Source organism: Actinoplanes sp. NPDC051388 (genome assembly GCF_055586225.1).
Genome location: NZ_JBVJIP010000014.1, coordinates 64,377 through 78,855 on the forward strand (window position 1 = coordinate 64,377; position 14,479 = coordinate 78,855).

Annotated in this window: 14 protein-coding genes; 8 read left to right on the forward strand and 6 right to left on the reverse strand. The window is 70.8% G+C overall.

The features are described 5' to 3' along the window. Positions 1–33 precede the first annotated feature (33 nt). The gene (locus ACZ6TI_RS31020) at positions 34–1,164 is read left to right on the forward strand and encodes a phosphotransferase (RefSeq protein ID WP_465348725.1); all 1,131 of its coding nucleotides are present in this window, start codon (positions 34–36) and stop codon (positions 1,162–1,164) included. Positions 1,165–1,173: 9 nt separating this feature from the next. Here ACZ6TI_RS31020 and rpsT read toward each other — a convergent pair whose 3' ends face one another. Together rpsT and ACZ6TI_RS31030 are read right to left on the reverse strand one after the other, a co-directional pair. Next, positions 1,174–1,440, reverse strand: coding sequence for a 30S ribosomal protein S20 (gene rpsT / locus ACZ6TI_RS31025; protein WP_465348726.1), 267 nt, complete (start codon positions 1,438–1,440; stop codon positions 1,174–1,176). A 119-nt stretch (positions 1,441–1,559) separates the two neighbouring features. Further along, entirely contained in the window at positions 1,560–2,510 is a 951-nt protein-coding gene (locus tag ACZ6TI_RS31030; protein ID WP_465348727.1) for a phosphotransferase family protein, read from the reverse strand. Positions 2,511–2,565: 55 nt separating this feature from the next. Here ACZ6TI_RS31030 and ACZ6TI_RS31035 point away from each other — a divergent pair, with 55 nt between their 5' ends. The 4 genes from ACZ6TI_RS31035 to ACZ6TI_RS31050 all read left to right on the forward strand — a co-directional run bounded on the left by ACZ6TI_RS31035 (position 2,566) and on the right by ACZ6TI_RS31050 (position 6,548). After that, entirely contained in the window at positions 2,566–3,099 is a 534-nt protein-coding gene (locus ACZ6TI_RS31035) for a DUF4240 domain-containing protein (RefSeq protein ID WP_465348728.1), read from the forward strand. Between the two features lie 39 nt (positions 3,100–3,138). Beyond that, positions 3,139–3,951 (forward strand): MOSC domain-containing protein, encoded by an 813-nt coding sequence (locus ACZ6TI_RS31040; RefSeq protein WP_465348729.1) that lies wholly within the window; start codon positions 3,139–3,141, stop codon positions 3,949–3,951. A 319-nt stretch (positions 3,952–4,270) separates the two neighbouring features. Continuing rightward, entirely contained in the window at positions 4,271–6,142 is a 1,872-nt protein-coding gene (lepA, locus tag ACZ6TI_RS31045) for a translation elongation factor 4 (RefSeq protein ID WP_465348730.1), read from the forward strand. A gap of 124 nt (positions 6,143–6,266) precedes the next feature. After that, positions 6,267–6,548: a GlsB/YeaQ/YmgE family stress response membrane protein gene (locus tag ACZ6TI_RS31050; RefSeq protein ID WP_465348731.1), complete on the forward strand. Its 282-nt coding sequence runs from the start codon at positions 6,267–6,269 to the stop codon at positions 6,546–6,548. A gap of 104 nt (positions 6,549–6,652) precedes the next feature. Here the strand turns inward: ACZ6TI_RS31050 and ACZ6TI_RS31055 are convergent, their stop codons facing one another. The 3 genes from ACZ6TI_RS31055 to ACZ6TI_RS31065 all read right to left on the reverse strand — a co-directional run bounded on the left by ACZ6TI_RS31055 (position 6,653) and on the right by ACZ6TI_RS31065 (position 10,148). Continuing rightward, positions 6,653–8,296: a PAS domain-containing protein gene (locus tag ACZ6TI_RS31055; RefSeq protein WP_465348732.1), complete on the reverse strand. Its 1,644-nt coding sequence runs from the start codon at positions 8,294–8,296 to the stop codon at positions 6,653–6,655. 160 nt (positions 8,297–8,456) lie between these two features. Next, positions 8,457–9,314 carry a hypothetical protein gene (locus tag ACZ6TI_RS31060; RefSeq protein WP_465348733.1) on the reverse strand — a complete coding sequence of 286 codons (858 nt, stop codon included), beginning with the start codon at positions 9,312–9,314 and terminating at the stop codon, positions 8,457–8,459. Between the two features lie 66 nt (positions 9,315–9,380). Continuing rightward, positions 9,381–10,148 carry an enoyl-CoA hydratase-related protein gene (locus tag ACZ6TI_RS31065; protein ID WP_465348734.1) on the reverse strand — a complete coding sequence of 256 codons (768 nt, stop codon included), beginning with the start codon at positions 10,146–10,148 and terminating at the stop codon, positions 9,381–9,383. Between the two features lie 36 nt (positions 10,149–10,184). Between ACZ6TI_RS31065 and hemW the strand changes: the two genes are divergently transcribed. Beyond that, complete coding sequence (gene hemW / locus ACZ6TI_RS31070; protein WP_465348735.1) at positions 10,185–11,378, forward strand: radical SAM family heme chaperone HemW; 1,194 nt, start codon at positions 10,185–10,187, stop codon at positions 11,376–11,378. Between the two features lie 24 nt (positions 11,379–11,402). Here the strand turns inward: hemW and ACZ6TI_RS31075 are convergent, their stop codons facing one another. Next, complete coding sequence (locus ACZ6TI_RS31075; protein ID WP_465348736.1) at positions 11,403–11,738, reverse strand: DUF4870 domain-containing protein; 336 nt, start codon at positions 11,736–11,738, stop codon at positions 11,403–11,405. A 538-nt stretch (positions 11,739–12,276) separates the two neighbouring features. On the opposite strand from ACZ6TI_RS31075, the gene hrcA reads away from it, so the two are divergent. Together hrcA and dnaJ are read left to right on the forward strand one after the other, a co-directional pair. Then, positions 12,277–13,299: a heat-inducible transcriptional repressor HrcA gene (gene hrcA, locus ACZ6TI_RS31080; RefSeq protein ID WP_465348737.1), complete on the forward strand. Its 1,023-nt coding sequence runs from the start codon at positions 12,277–12,279 to the stop codon at positions 13,297–13,299. 34 nt (positions 13,300–13,333) lie between these two features. After that, positions 13,334–14,476, forward strand: a complete 1,143-nt coding sequence (gene dnaJ / locus ACZ6TI_RS31085; RefSeq protein ID WP_465348738.1) for a molecular chaperone DnaJ — start codon at positions 13,334–13,336, stop codon at positions 14,474–14,476. The last annotated feature ends 3 nt before the right edge of the window (positions 14,477–14,479 follow it).

Consider the following 14,479-nt stretch of genomic DNA (forward strand, 5'->3'; position numbering starts at 1 on the left):
GCGACGCGGACGGGTTCGCTTAGGATCCCGGGCGTGCGCGAAGCGGACGACCTGGACAGTGTGCGGGAGTTGTTGCCCGGCGAGCTCGTCGAGCCGATCGAGGAACTCGGCGGCAGCCGGCGATCACGGGTGCGGCGCGTGCGTGCCGGCGCCCGGGCGGTGATCGTCAAGGAATACCTCGGCGAGGGCGACGGCTGGGTGCGGGAGTGCGCGGCCCTGTCGGTTCTGCCGAGCGGCACGCGGGCGCCGCAGTTCATCGCCTCCGGCCCGGCGCCGCCGACCGTGGTGATGTCCGACGTCGGCTCCGGCGCCAGCCTCGCGGACGTCCTGCTGGGTCGTGACGCCCAGGTCGCCTCCGACACCCTGGTGTCCTGGGCGACGGCGATCGCCGGCCTGCACCGGGCCACTGCGGGCTCGCGCGAGGCGTTCGTGGCCGCGCTGGCCGGACGCGCGCCGGAGTCCTCGCTGGAGGAGGACCTGGATCACGCCGCGACCGTCATCGGGCAGCACGCTCGCGAGCTCGGGATCGAGGTCGCCCCCGGCACCATGGACGAGCTGCGCGGTCTGGCCGACCGCCTCGGCAATGACCGGAACGCCGCGCTGACCCCGGCGGACGCCTGTCCGGACAACAACATCGGCACCGCCGACGGGCTGGCGCTGATCGACTTCGAGGGCGGGCAGTGGCGGCACGTGGCCTGGGACGTCGCCTATCTCGCGGTGCCGTGGCCCACCTGCTGGTGCTCGTGGCGGCTGCCGGACGACGCAGCCGCGCGGGCCTTCGACGCCTATGTGGCGGCAGCCGGCGGGGCGTATGTCTCGTCGCCGGAGTTCCGGCGGGACGTGGGAATCGCGGCGGTCGGCTGGGTCTATGTCGGAGTGTCGTGGTTTCTGCCGGGGGCGCTGCTGCACGACTCCGAGATCAGCAGGCAAGGGCGGTCGCCGCGACGCCGGGCGGCCCTGCTGCACCGGCTCGCGCTGGCCGGGCGATCAGTGGAGACGCCGGCGCTGGCGGCCCTGGCGAGGAGTCTGCACGGCGCGCTCACCGATCGGTGGGGTGCCTCCGTGCTGCCGTTCGCTCCGGCTTTTCGCACTCGCCGGCCGGCGGACACAACACCGGGCACCGCCACGGACGCTCAGGTGAGCTCCGGCGATGCCCGGGGATGATCAGTGCGATCAGGAAGAGAGCGCGGAGATCTTCTTGGCGATGGCCGACTTGCGGTTCGCCGCCTGGTTCTTGTGGATGACGCCCTTGCTCACGGCCTTGTCGAGCTTGCGCGAGGCGTCACGCAGCAGCGTGGTCGCGGTCGCGGTGTCACCGGCATCGCTCGCCTCGTGGAGCTTGCGGATGACGGTCTTCAGCGACGACTTGACCGACTTGTTGCGCAGCCGGGCCTTTTCGTTCTGCCGGTTGCGCTTGATCTGGGACTTGATGTTCGCCACGCGACAGCCTTGTCCTGACTAGTTCGGATGAAGCCTCTTACGGATGATGTCTCGGCAGTGGGTCACGCCAGCAAGCAGCGGCGCGTCACCACACGCGAGGAACCACGTTACCAGGGCTGCTATCCCTCCGGCAAAACGGCCCAGCCGCGCCGGGCGGCCAGCCAGGTGAGCGCCTGCGTGCCGCTGAATCGGTGGTGCTGGCGGGCGTGCGGGGAGGCGCTGCCGGGATCGCCGGCGGCCCGATCCAGCCAGTATCCGCTCATCGCCGCCAATGCGCCGTCCACCGCGCCCGGCGGAGGTCGCCACGGCTCCAGCAGGCGGTCCGCGTCGTGGCCGCTCGCCCAGGCGCTGACCAGCAGCGTCACGGTGTCGAACCAGGGTGCGCCCAGGCACGGCCAGGTCCAGTCGCAGAGCCAGGCGTCGCCGGTGGGATCGATCAGCACGTTGTCCACGCGCAGGTCGCCGTGCAGCATGCCGTCGCCGGCGACCAGGGCGGGCAGGGCGCGTTCGAGATCGGCGAGCTCGGCCAGGTGTGGCGTTGCCCACGTGGGCGTCGGAGGCGGCTCGGGGCTGGACCACAGGGAGAGCTCGTCGCGCACCAGGTCGGGGAGTCTCGGCAGGCCCCGAGTGGTCGGATGAGCCAGTGCCTCGGCGGCTGCCGACCAGGTGGTGAGCGCGGCGTCAAGATCGCCGGCGGACCAGGGGAGATCCGGGATATGGCCGGGGACGGGCTGGAATGCGGCGGCGAAATAACCCGATTCCTGCAGGGTCCAGAGCGGGCGGGCGGCTCGTACCCCGGTGGGCAGCTCGGCTGTGACGTAGGCCTCCCGGGCGTACGCGTCGGCGACCGGGCCGAAAGGCGCGGCCTTGACGAACGCGCCCGGGCCCGCGGCGGTCTTGACCAGACCGGCGAACGCCCTGGTGAAACCGCTGGTCGCGGAGGTCGCGGCCGCGACCTCTCCGCCCAGGCGGCCGGCGATCGCGGCACGCACGGCGGTGGGCAGATCTTCCCAGGCCGGGCGTACGGCGGTCGCGGCGTAGGAGATCTCGGGGAGCGACACCGGGCGCATGACTTCATCCTGCCGTCCCGAATTTTGTCGTACCTCGCTGGCACCATCCTCTTCCATGAGAACCGACGACTTCTGGGCGGTCATCGACCGCGCGACCGCGGACCGGCCCGGCTCACCCGCCGTGGTGGCCGAGCGTGCCGTCGCCGAGCTGACCGGGCGTGACCCCGAGGAGATCGTCGCCTGGGGGCGGCACCTCGACAAGGTGATGGCCGCGTCCGGCAAAGAGGATCTGTGGGCGGCGGCCTATCTGATCAACGGCGGCTGTTCCGAGGAGGGCTTCGACGCCTTTCGCGGGTGGCTGATCGCGCACGGGCGCGACGTGGTGGCGCGGTCGGTGCGCGAGCCCGATGCGCTGGCCGAGCTGCCGGCGGTGCGCGGCGCGGCGGCGAGCGGCGCGGTGTTCGAGGCGGCCGAGGTTCTCGGCATCGCGAAAGAGGCCTACCAGCAGGCCACCGGGTCCGAGCTGCCGCCGTCCGAGGTGACGGTGACCCGGCCCGACCCGGCCGAGCTGTGGGATTTCGACGACGAGGACGAGATGGGCAAGCGGCTGCCGCGGTTGTCGGCGCTGTTCCTGGAGCCGCCGGAGTGAGGCTTTGAATCGGTGGCGGCGGGCCGCGAGAATCGGCGCATGAGTGACGCACGGGTGGAGGCGGTCAGCCGGAACGGGGCCTACACGTTCAGCAAGCCGCGGCGGGACGAGATCGTGCTGGTGCCGGGCCTCGGCGTGGAGGGGGACGTGCATGCCGGGGTGACCGTGCGGCATCGCAGCCGGGTGCGGGCCGATCCGAGTCAGCCCAATCTTCGGCAGGTCCACCTGATTCAGGGGGAGTTGTTCTTGGAGGTGGATGAGCGCGGGTTCCGGGTGGCTCCGGGGGATCTGGGGGAGAACGTCACGACCTCGGGGGTGGATCTGATCGGGTTGTCTCGGGGGACGGTGCTGCGGTTCGGCCCGCCGGCCGAGGGCTCGGCGTTGGCGGACGGCTCGGCGTTGGCTGGTGGCTCGGCGTTGGCGGACGGCTCAGCCTTGGCTGGTGGCTCGGCTTTGGCGGACGTTGCGGCCGCCGGTGTTGTGGGCGGGTCGGGTGGGCAGATGGCGGGCTTCGGGTCGGCCGAGGAGGTCATCGCGGCCGCTCGCCGGACGTCGTTGAGTGAGGCGTTCGAACAGGCCGTGGTGGCGCTCGAGGGTGCGGTGCGACGTGCGGGCGGCGGCACCGACGACCGGCCCGCGGTGGTGATCACCGGGCTGCGGAACCCGTGCGGGCAGATCGACGGGTTCGAGAACGGGCTGCTCAAGGAGGTCGCCTACAAGGACTCGGAGGGGCGGTTCATCCGCAAGGCCGGTGTGATGGGCGTGGTGCTGCGCGGCGGTGCGATCCGGCCGGGCGATGCGATCTCGGTCGAGTTGCCTCCGCGGCCACACGAGCCCCTCGACCGCGTGTGACGCCTGCCGGGGCTGGGGCGGCACGAGTTCTTCGAGCGCGTGTGACGCCTGCCGGGGCTGGGGCGGCACGAGTTCTTCGAGCGCGTGTGACGCCTGCCGGGGCTGGGCGGCACGCGTCCTTCGAGCGCGTGTGACGCGTGCGGGGCTGGGGACGCGCGAGTCCTTCGGGCGCGTGTGACGCCTGCGGGGGCGAGCCTGCCGCGGGCGGTCGTGCGGGTGTGATCCGAGGGGAGCGGGCGGGCGTGGGACGATAGGAGGTGGCCGGGCCTGGATGCCCGGCGTGCTGACCGGACGCTGAGAACGACAAGAACGGACGACCGTGCCCGACCCCGGCGTGAACATCATCGGAGCGACCGACCCCGGTCGCATCCGCAACTTCTGCATCATCGCGCACATCGACCACGGCAAGTCCACGCTGGCCGACCGCATGTTGCAGATCACCGGGGTGGTCGATCCGCGGCAGATGCGGGCGCAATACCTCGACCGGATGGACATCGAGCGCGAGCGTGGCATCACCATCAAGTCGCAGGCCGTGCGGATGCCCTGGGTGATCCGTGCGGGGGACGGCCAGGGCGACTCGGCCGTGCTCAACATGATCGACACCCCGGGGCACGTGGACTTCACCTATGAGGTGTCCCGCAGCCTGGCCGCCTGTGAGGGCGCCGTGCTGCTGGTCGACGCGGCGCAGGGGATCGAGGCGCAGACCCTCGCGAACCTCTATCTCGCGATGGAGAACGACCTGCACGTCATCCCGGTGCTCAACAAGATCGACCTGCCCGCCGCGCAGCCGGAGAAATATGCCGAGGAGCTCGCCAAGCTGATCGGCGTCGAGCCGTCCGACGTGCTCCGGGTCTCCGGCAAGACCGGCCAGGGCGTCGACCACCTGCTCGACGAGATCGTCCGGCAGTTCGACCCGCCGGTCGGCGACGCGACCGGTCCGGCGCGGGCGATGATCTTCGACTCGGTGTACGACGTGTATCGCGGCGTCGTCACCTATGTCCGGGTGATCGACGGGCGGATCGAAGCTCGCGACAAGATCAAGATGATGTCCACCGGCGCGGTGCACGAGCTGCTCGAGATCGGCGTCGTCTCGCCCGAGATGGAGAAGGCCGGAGCGCTCGGCGTCGGCGAGGTGGGATATCTGATCACCGGCGTGAAGGACGTGCGCCAGTCCCGCGTCGGCGACACCGTGACCGGCCACAACCGGCCGGCCAAGACGGCGCTCGGCGGCTACTCCGACCCCAAGCCGATGGTCTACTCCGGTCTCTATCCGATCGACGGCTCGGACTACCCGGCCCTGCGCGACGCCCTCGACAAGCTGCAGCTCAACGACGCCTCGCTGACCTACGAGCCGGAGACCTCGCTGGCGCTCGGCTTCGGCTTCCGCTGCGGCTTCCTCGGGCTGCTGCACCTGGAGATCATCGGCGAGCGGCTGGAGCGCGAGTTCAACCTCGACCTGATCTCCACCGCGCCCAACGTGGTCTATCAGGTGATCACCGAGGACATGAAAGAGGTCACGGTCACCAACCCGAGCGAGTTCCCGGAAGGCAAGATCGCCGAGATCCGCGAGCCGGTGGTGCGCGCCACGGTGCTGGTGCCCAACGAGTACGTCGGCGCGGTGATGGAGCTGTGCCAGGGCCGGCGCGGGCAGATGCTGGGCATGGAATACCTGTCCACGGAACGGGTCGAGCTGCGCTACACGCTGCCGCTCGGCGAAATCATCTTCGACTTCTTCGACCAGCTCAAGAGCAAGACCAAGGGTTACGCGTCGCTGGACTACGAGCCCTCCGGCGACCAGGTGGCCGACCTGGTCAAGGTGGACATCCTGCTGCACGGCGAGCCGGTGGACGCGTTCAGCGCCGTCGTGCACAAGGACAAGGCCTATGCGTACGGGACGACGATGGCCACCAAGCTGCAGAAGCTGATCCCGCGGCAGCAGTACGAGGTGCCGATCCAGGCGGCCATCGGGAGCCGGATCATCGCCCGCGAGACGATCCGCGCGATCCGCAAGGACGTGCTCGCGAAGTGCTACGGCGGTGACATCAGCCGAAAGCGCAAGCTGCTCGAGAAGCAGAAGGAAGGCAAGAAGCGGATGAAGATGGTGGGCCGGGTCGAGGTGCCGCAGGAAGCCTTCATCGCGGCGCTGTCCACCGGAGACGCCGGGGATACAAAAGGGGCGAACAAGAAATAATTTGTGGTCGAATCACCACATCAGGGGCTTGATCTAGATCGAGCGGTTTGGTTTTCGGAAGGGTCGGGAACTCCTCGGATCGACGGACGCAGCAAATGCTCCACCCCCTGAGGAGGGACCCCCAATGACTGTTACCGGCATCATTACCGCGCTCATCGTCGGCCTGATCATCGGTGCGCTGGGCCGCCTGGTCGTGCCCGGCAAGCAGAACATCCCGATCTGGCTGACCATGGTCATCGGTGTCGTCGCCGCGCTGCTCGGCACGGTGCTCGCCCGCGCGTTCGGTGTCGACACGGCCGCCGGTGGCACGATCAACTGGGCCGAGCTGGCCTTCCAGATCGTGCTCGCGGCCATCGGCGTCGCGCTGGTCGCCGGCATCGGCAGCCGTCGCCGCCTGACCCGCTGACCTCGGGCGGCCGACGCCGCCCGCGGAACCGCACTGCCACATACGAAGCGGCGGATCGCCACCGCGATCCGGCGCTTCGCTGTGTGGAGAAGCTGTGCAGGGAATCAGTAGCGGAACTTGTGCTGGGCGCTGCGGCGGTTCACCCACGCCGGGAGTTGGTCCAGCTGGTCGCGTTGGGGGCGGTGGTCGTCGGGCTGGTGGCCGCTGGTCACGTCGCGCATCGTCACCACGAAGCCCTGGACCAGGCGGTCGTCACGCAGGTCTCGGTAGGTGGCCTCCACCAGCACCTGGCGGTCGTCCGGCAGGCGCAGCGCGCAGTGCAGCACGCCGTCGCCGTCGCCCCTCTGCAGGGCCTGGCGGACCTGGATGCGGTCCGCGGGATATACCAGGTCCGAGAGCGTGGCCAGCGGCGGCAGCTCCTCGACCTCCAGCAGGTCGCGGAGCGCCGGGCTCGCGTACCGGATGCGTTGGTCCTCGTCGATCACCAGGACGATGTCGGCGGTGTTGCGGATCACGGCCCTCAGATAGAGGTCGCTGTCGCGGCGGCCGACCGCCTCGACCAGGGAGATGCGGTCCAGGGCCAGCGCGGCCTGGCCGGCCAGCACCTCGAGGGCGTCCTGGCAGGCGGTCAGGTCTTCGTGGCGGCCGGCCAGCACCAGGGCGCCGCCGCTCGGCCGGGCCACCGCGAGCGGCTCCAGCCACAGCGGACAGACCAGCGTCGCGGCCGTGTCGTTGTCCGACTCCTCGACCCACCAACTGCGCGGGCGCGGATCCGAACCGGCCGGCCGCACCGCCTCGAGGGTCAGCTGGCGGTCGTCGGTGGCGAACACCACCTTCTGCACCGCGGCCGGCGGCATCAGCGCACCGATCGCGGCCCGCACCGCCTCGTCCACGTCGTCGGAGTCCGCCGCGGCGACCAGGGCCGCGCTGGCCTCGCGCAGGGCCCGCTCGCGGGACAGCGCGCGGCTGTTCAGGGCGATCGAGTCGGCCAGCCGGGTGACCGTGAGCAGCAGCGTCAGCGCGCCGGCCACGGCGATCACCACGCCGTCGCGCACCTCGCCGAGGAGCGCCTCGATCATCAGCACGGCCGGCGGGGTGGCGACCGAGGCGCAGAGCAGCACCGCCCAGTGCCCGCGCCACGGTGTCGCCTCGGCCGGTTTCGGCGCGGTGAGCCGCTTCATCGACGGGTGCAGGCCGGCCGCGCCCCAGCACAGATAGAGCACGACGTAGCCGGTCTCCGCGAGGGTGACCGGATAGAGACCCCAGAAGATGTCGCTGAGCAGCATGCCGACGGCGCCGGCCACCAGCAGGGTGGCGGACACGTTGCGTCCGGTGGCGATGCGCAGCCGCAGGGACACGCCGATCAGCAGCAGGTCGCCGATCACGTCCGCGGCCGAGACGTTGCCGAAATCGCCGCTGTCGCCGATCACGAAGACCCAGACCACCAGCAGCGTGGCGCAGGCGAAGGCCAGCAGGTCGATCAGCCGGGCCCGGGCCGCCAGCACCGAACCGCCGCGGGTGAACTGCACCAGGCCGGAGGCGACCAGCACGAACATGCCGTAGTAGCAGACCTCGGCGGCGACGTCCTGATGCAGGGCCAGGAGCACGTCGCCAACGCCCAGCATCAGCACCGACCCGGCCAGCAGCAGCCATGGTCCGATCCGGCTGGGGCGGTGGCGGCGGACGCCATAGAGGATCGCCGCCGCGCTGCCCGATCCCAGCAAGATCCATTCGAGGGCGCTTAGCACGCCTAACTAGTACCAGTGCGGTTCGCTATCTGTCCATGGCGGTGTATACGCAGCGCTATGACCTGCAAGATCCATCCGCATCACCGAGAGCGACGTGAAGATGAGGATCCGTCGCACTCATCCCGGTGCTCACCGCCGTCGATGCACAGGTGGAATCAGTTCAGTTGAAGACCTCGGCGACGACCCGGCCGTTACCCACCACGCGGTCGCCGGTTACCTGCTGCCACTTTCCGGTCGGCGCGTGCCACTCGCGGTCGGCGAAACGCACCCGTTCGAGACCGGTGTCGCCGGAGTGTGAGACGAGCCAGTGCGCATAACGCCAGCCGGCGCTCTTGTCGGCGACCGTGACCGAGAAGCCGGCCGCCTGCGCGACGGTCTTGCCCAGACCCTTGCCCCAGTCGAGCCGCATGCCCTCGGCCAGTGCGGCGGCCGCGGCGGCCCCGCGCAACACCGGCTCGCCGGTCACCGTGCACTCGACCGCGCCGGTGGCCCGGCCGGTCAGGGCGCGGGCCAGCACCGCCGACTCGTCCGCCCACTTCTCGTACGCGTTCGGATAGGCCGACCGCTGCACCCGCTGCGCCGCGTCGGTGACCCGCATCTTCTCCCAGCCCTTGACCTTCTTGAGCGAGGAATAGAACTTGCCGGACGAGTATCGCGGGTCCTGGATCTCGTCCGGGTCACCCCAGCCCTGACTGGGCCGCTGCTGGAACAGCCCCAGCGAGTCGCGGTCGCCGTCCTCCAGGTTTTCCAGCTTGGACTCCTGCAACGCGGTGGCCAGCGCGATCACCACGGCCTGCTCGGGCATCTTGCGCCGCACCCCGACCGCCGTGATGGTCGCCGCGTTGGCCATCTGCACCGCGTCGAGGGTGACCTCACCGTCGGCGCGCACCGTGCAGGCCGGCCCGAGCTGGATCTGCGGCAGCTGGATCGATCCGGAGAACGAGTTGATCAGCGCGACCACGCCCACGGTCAGCACGATCCCGAGGACGGCGAGCGCCGCGATCGGCTTCTTGTGCAACGCTGCCTCCCTCCGAACGAAAAGACGTGACCGCCAAGCGTAGTCAACGAGTGCACGATCAACGGGTCACTGGGGAATCCAGCTCGCCGGTCGCTTCTCCCGGTATGCCGCGACTCCCTCGCGGCCCTCCTCGGATTTGAAGTAACCCGCCGACCGGGCGGCGAGGTCGGCGAGATCGGCGCGGACCGATCCGGCGGGGGTGCGGCGCAGGATCTGCTTGGTGCCGGCCAGCGCCAGCGGGCCGCCCCGGACCAGCGAGGCGCAGTAGCCGGCCACCGCGTCGTCCAGCTTCTCCGCCGGCACGGCCGCGGTGACCAGCCCGATCTCGGCGGCCCGGGCACCGTCGAAGACGTCTCCGGTCAGATAGAGCTCGGCGGCGGCGCGGGGGGCCAGCCGGGGCAGCACGGTGGCGCTGATCACCGCCGGGACCACCCCGAGCCGCACCTCGGAGAACGCGAAGGTCGCCTCCGGCGTGCAGACCGCGATGTCGGCCGCGGCGATCAGGCCCAGCCCGCCGGCCCGCGCCGGGCCGCCGATCCGGGCGATCACCGGCTTGGGGAACTCCCAGAGCGCGGCGAGCACGTCGGCCAGCATCTCGGCCGGCACCCTGTCGCCCGCTCCGGCCGCCGCGGTCTCGCGCAGGTCGACGCCGGCGCAGAAGACCGGGCCGGTGTGCGAGAGCACCACCGCCCGCACGGTCGCGTCGGTGAGCGCGCCGGTCAGCCCGTCGAGCAGCTGGGTCATCAGGGCGGTGGACAGGGCGTTGCGGCTCTCCGGCCGGTCCAGCGTGAGGGTGGTGACGCCGGCGGCGGTGGCGGTGCGGACCAACTCCATGCCGAGACCCTATCGGCGGCGGTGCACACTTGACGGATGCCCGGTCCGCTGCCCGAAGGTGAGCCCGTCCCCGCCGACGGCTCGCTGCCCGACGCCGCCGCCGCGCGGGCCGGGCGGAACGGTTTCGGGGTTTACGTCCACGTTCCGTTCTGCGCCACCCGCTGCGGTTACTGCGACTTCAACACGTACACGGCTTCGGAGGCCGGCCAGGAGGGCTATCTCGAGGCGATGGCCGGCGAGCTGCGGATGGCGGGCAAGGTGATCAACCCCGAGCGGGTGGACACCGTGTTCGTCGGCGGCGGCACCCCGACCCTGCTCGATCCGGTCGAGCTGGCCCGCATTCTGGACGGCATCGACGCGACCTGGGGGCTGGCGCCGGGCGCGGAGATCACCACCGAGGCCAATCCCGAGTCGGTCACCCCGGCCTCGCTGCGGGCGCTGCGCCGGGCCGGCTTCACCCGCATCTCGCTGGGCATGCAGTCGGCCGCGCCGCACGTGCTGCGGGTGCTGGACCGCAAGCACACCGCCGGGCGCGCCCCGCAGGCCGCGATCGAGGCGCGGGAGGCGGGGTTCGAGCACGTCAACCTGGACCTGATCTATGGCACGCCGGGGGAGACCGCGGAGGACTTCGCCGGGTCGCTGGACGCGGTGGTCCGGGCCGGCGTCGATCACGTCAGCGCCTATGCGCTGATCGTCGAGGACGGCACCCGGATGGCCGCCCGGATGCGCCGCGGCGAGCTGCCCTATCCGGACGACGACGTGGCCGCCGACCGCTACCTGGCCGCCGAGGAGGCGCTGACCAGGGCGGGGCTGGAGTGGTACGAGGTGTCCAACTGGGCGACCGGCCCGGCGGCGCGCTGTGCGCACAACATGCTCTATTGGACCGGCGGCGACTGGTGGGGGCTCGGGCCCGGCGCGCACAGCCACGTCGGCGGCGTGCGGTGGTGGAACGTCAAACACCCTTCGGCGTACGCCGGCCGGCTCGCCGAGGGGGTCTCGCCGGGCCACGGGCGGGAGTTGCTCACCGCCGACGACCAGCATGTGGAGGACGTGATGCTGCGGGTGCGCCTGCGGGACGGCATCGCCCTCGCGGACGTGGACGCGGACGGCGCTTCCCGGGCGTACGCGAATGGGCTCTTGGATCCTGAGGCTTTTGCGAGCGGGCGGCTGGAGCTCACCCTGCGCGGCCGGCTGCTCGCCGACGCGGTGGTGCGTGACCTGCTGCCCTGAGACCCAGGGCAGCAGATCGGCACTTCACTTCACGAGTCGGAAGGTCATCGGGTAGTGGTAGAGGACGCCCTCGTTGGCCTTCATGCCGCCGAGGATCGAGAAGACGATCACCACGACCCAGGTCACCAGCGGCAGGAAGAACAGCACGCCGAAGGTGCAGGCCGCGAGGACCGAGGCGATGATCGTGGCGACGCCCCAGGTGATCTGGAAGTTCAGCGCCTCCACCGAGTGCGCGCGCACGGTCGGCGACTCGTTGCCCTTGGCCAGCATCGCCACCAGCGGCGCGATGAACCCGACGATGATGCCACCGAAGTGCGCGATCAACGCCCAGGTCTTCTCGTCGTTGTTGGCATATCCCATGGGCGCGGGACCGCCCTGCGGAGCACCGTAGGCGCCGTAGCCACCCGCACCGGAGCCGGGCGGCGGGCCGTAGCCACCCGCACCGGAGCCGGGCGGCGGGCCGTAGCCACCCGCACCGGAGCCGGGCGGCGGGCCGTAACCACCGGCACCGGACGAAGGCGGCGGGTAGCCACCCGCGCCGGAGGACGGCGGAGGTGCGTAACCGCCTGCGCCCGAGGACGGCGGAGGAGAGCCGTACGTTGGCGGCTGCGGCGAGCCGTACGTTGGCGGCGGGGCTGATCCCGAGGTCGGATCGTTACCCGGGTGTGGGTTCATCGGTGCCGTCGGGTCGTAAGGATTACCGTCACCGGGCGGGCGAGGTGGTTCAGTCATGGCTGACACCGTAGGACCGCAGCTCAATACCGTCGAGAGCAACATGCTGTCAACGTCCGAGAATAGACATCCGACGACGCCTCCTCGCGATCATCGCGCGGCGGCCAGCAGCGACGTAGACTGGCACTCTGCGATCAGGAGTGCCAGCGAGCGGGGGAGGGGCCGGATGAGTCTGGACGACCGCAAGCTCGACGTCCTCCGGGCCATCGTCGAGGACTACGTCGCGACCCAGGAGCCGGTCGGCAGCAAGTCCCTGGTCGAGCGCCACCAGCTCGGTGTCTCCCCGGCCACCGTGCGCAACGACATGGCGGTCCTCGAGGAGGAGGGTTACATCCGGCAGCCGCACACCAGCGCCGGCCGGGTGCCCACCGACGCGGGTTACCGCCTCTTCGTCGACCGGCTGTCCCGGGTCAAGCCGCTGAGCCCGGCCGAGCGGCGGGCGATCGAGCGTTTCCTGGTCGGCGCGGTCGATCTCGATGACGTGGTGCATCGCACGGTGCGCCTGCTGGCCCAGCTCACCCGCCAGGTCGCGGTGGTGCAATATCCCAGCCTGGCCCGTTCGGCGGTGCGTCACCTCGAGCTGGTGCCGATCTCCACCACCCGGGTGATGCTGGTGATGATCGCCGACACCGGCCGGGTCGAGCAGCGGCTGGTCGAGTTGCCGGTGCCGACCGCCGCCGAGGATGTGACCGATCTGCGCCGCAAGGTGAACGAAAAGCTCTGCGGACAGCGGCTGGCGGACACCCCGCCGCTGGTGCAGGCGCTGGTCGACGACAGCGCACCGGAGAAGCGCACGACGATGGCCTGTCTGGCGTCGGTGTTGCTGGAAACGCTGGTGGAGCGGTCCGAGGAGCGGCTGGCGCTGGCCGGCACGGCTAATCTGACCCGTGGTGGCGTGCTCGACTTCCAGGGCACGCTGCGCCCGGTGCTCGAGGCGCTGGAGGAGGAGGTCATCCTTCTCAAGCTGATCGGCGAGGTGGAGCCGAGCACCACCCGGGTCCGGATCGGTGACGAGAACGAGATCGACAACCTGCGGTCGGCATCGGTGGTGAGCTCGGGTTATGGCCCTGGCACCACGATCGTGGGAGGGCTCGGCGTGCTCGGCCCGACCCGCATGGACTACCCCGGCACGATCGCCACCGTGCGTGCAGTGGCACGCTACGTTGGCGACCTACTGGCCCAGAATTGATTGATCTGCGCTTACATTGAGGACTCCAAAGCCCGTGGCGAAGGACTACTACGGAATTCTCGGCATCAGCCGGGAAGCCACCGACGACGAGATCAAGCGCGCCTACCGCAAGCTGGCCCGCCAGTACCACCCGGATGTGAATCCCGATCCGGAGGCGCACGAGAAGTTCAAGGACATCAACGCGGCGTACGAGGTCCTGTCGGACGACCAGAAGCGGCAGATCGTCGATCTCGGCGGTGACCCCCTGGCTCCCGGTGGCGGCGGCGCGGGTCCGGGTGGCCCCGGCGCCGGCCCGTTCGTCGGTTTCCAGGACATCATGGACGCGTTCTTCGGGTCCGCCGCCGGTGGCGCCTCGCGCGGCCCGCGTCCGCGCACGCGCGCCGGGGCCGATGCGATCCTGCGCCTCGAGCTCGACCTGGTGGAGACCGCGTTCGGCGTGGAGGCCCCGATCACCGTCGACACCGCGGTGCTCTGCACCCAGTGCTCCGGCGCCGGCACGGCCCCCGGCACCCACCTGGCCACCTGCGAGACCTGTGGCGGCCGGGGCGAGGTGCAGAGCGTGCAGCGCACGTTCCTGGGCCAGGTCGTCTCGTCCCGCCCGTGCCAGGTCTGCCAGGGCCACGGCACGGTGATCCCGAGCCCGTGCCCGACCTGCGCCGGCGACGGCCGCATCCGCACCCGCCGCAGCCTGACCGTGAAGATCCCGGCCGGCGTGGAGGACGGCATGCGCATCCGGCTGGCCCAGCAGGGCGAGGTCGGTCCGGGCGGCGGCACGGCCGGCGATCTCTATGTGGAGATCCACGAGCGGCCGCACGACGTCTACAGCCGCAAGGGCGACGACCTGCACTGCCGGGTCACGCTGCCGATGACCGCGGCGGCGCTGGGCACCCGGCTGACCATCAAGACGCTGGACAGCGAAGAGGCCATCGAGGTCAAGTCCGGCACCCAGCCGGCCAGCACACTGCGCATCCGCGGCAAGGGCGTGCCGCATCTGCGCGGGTCCGGCGGCCGCGGCGACCTGTTCGTGCACCTGGATGTGAAGACCCCGACAAAGCTGACCGCCGAGCAGGAGCGGATGCTGCGCGACTTCGCCAAGACCCGCGGCGAGGACGTCGCCGAGCTCAGCAAACAGGGCGGCTTCTTCTCGCGGATGCGGGACGCCTTCAACGGCCACTAGGTC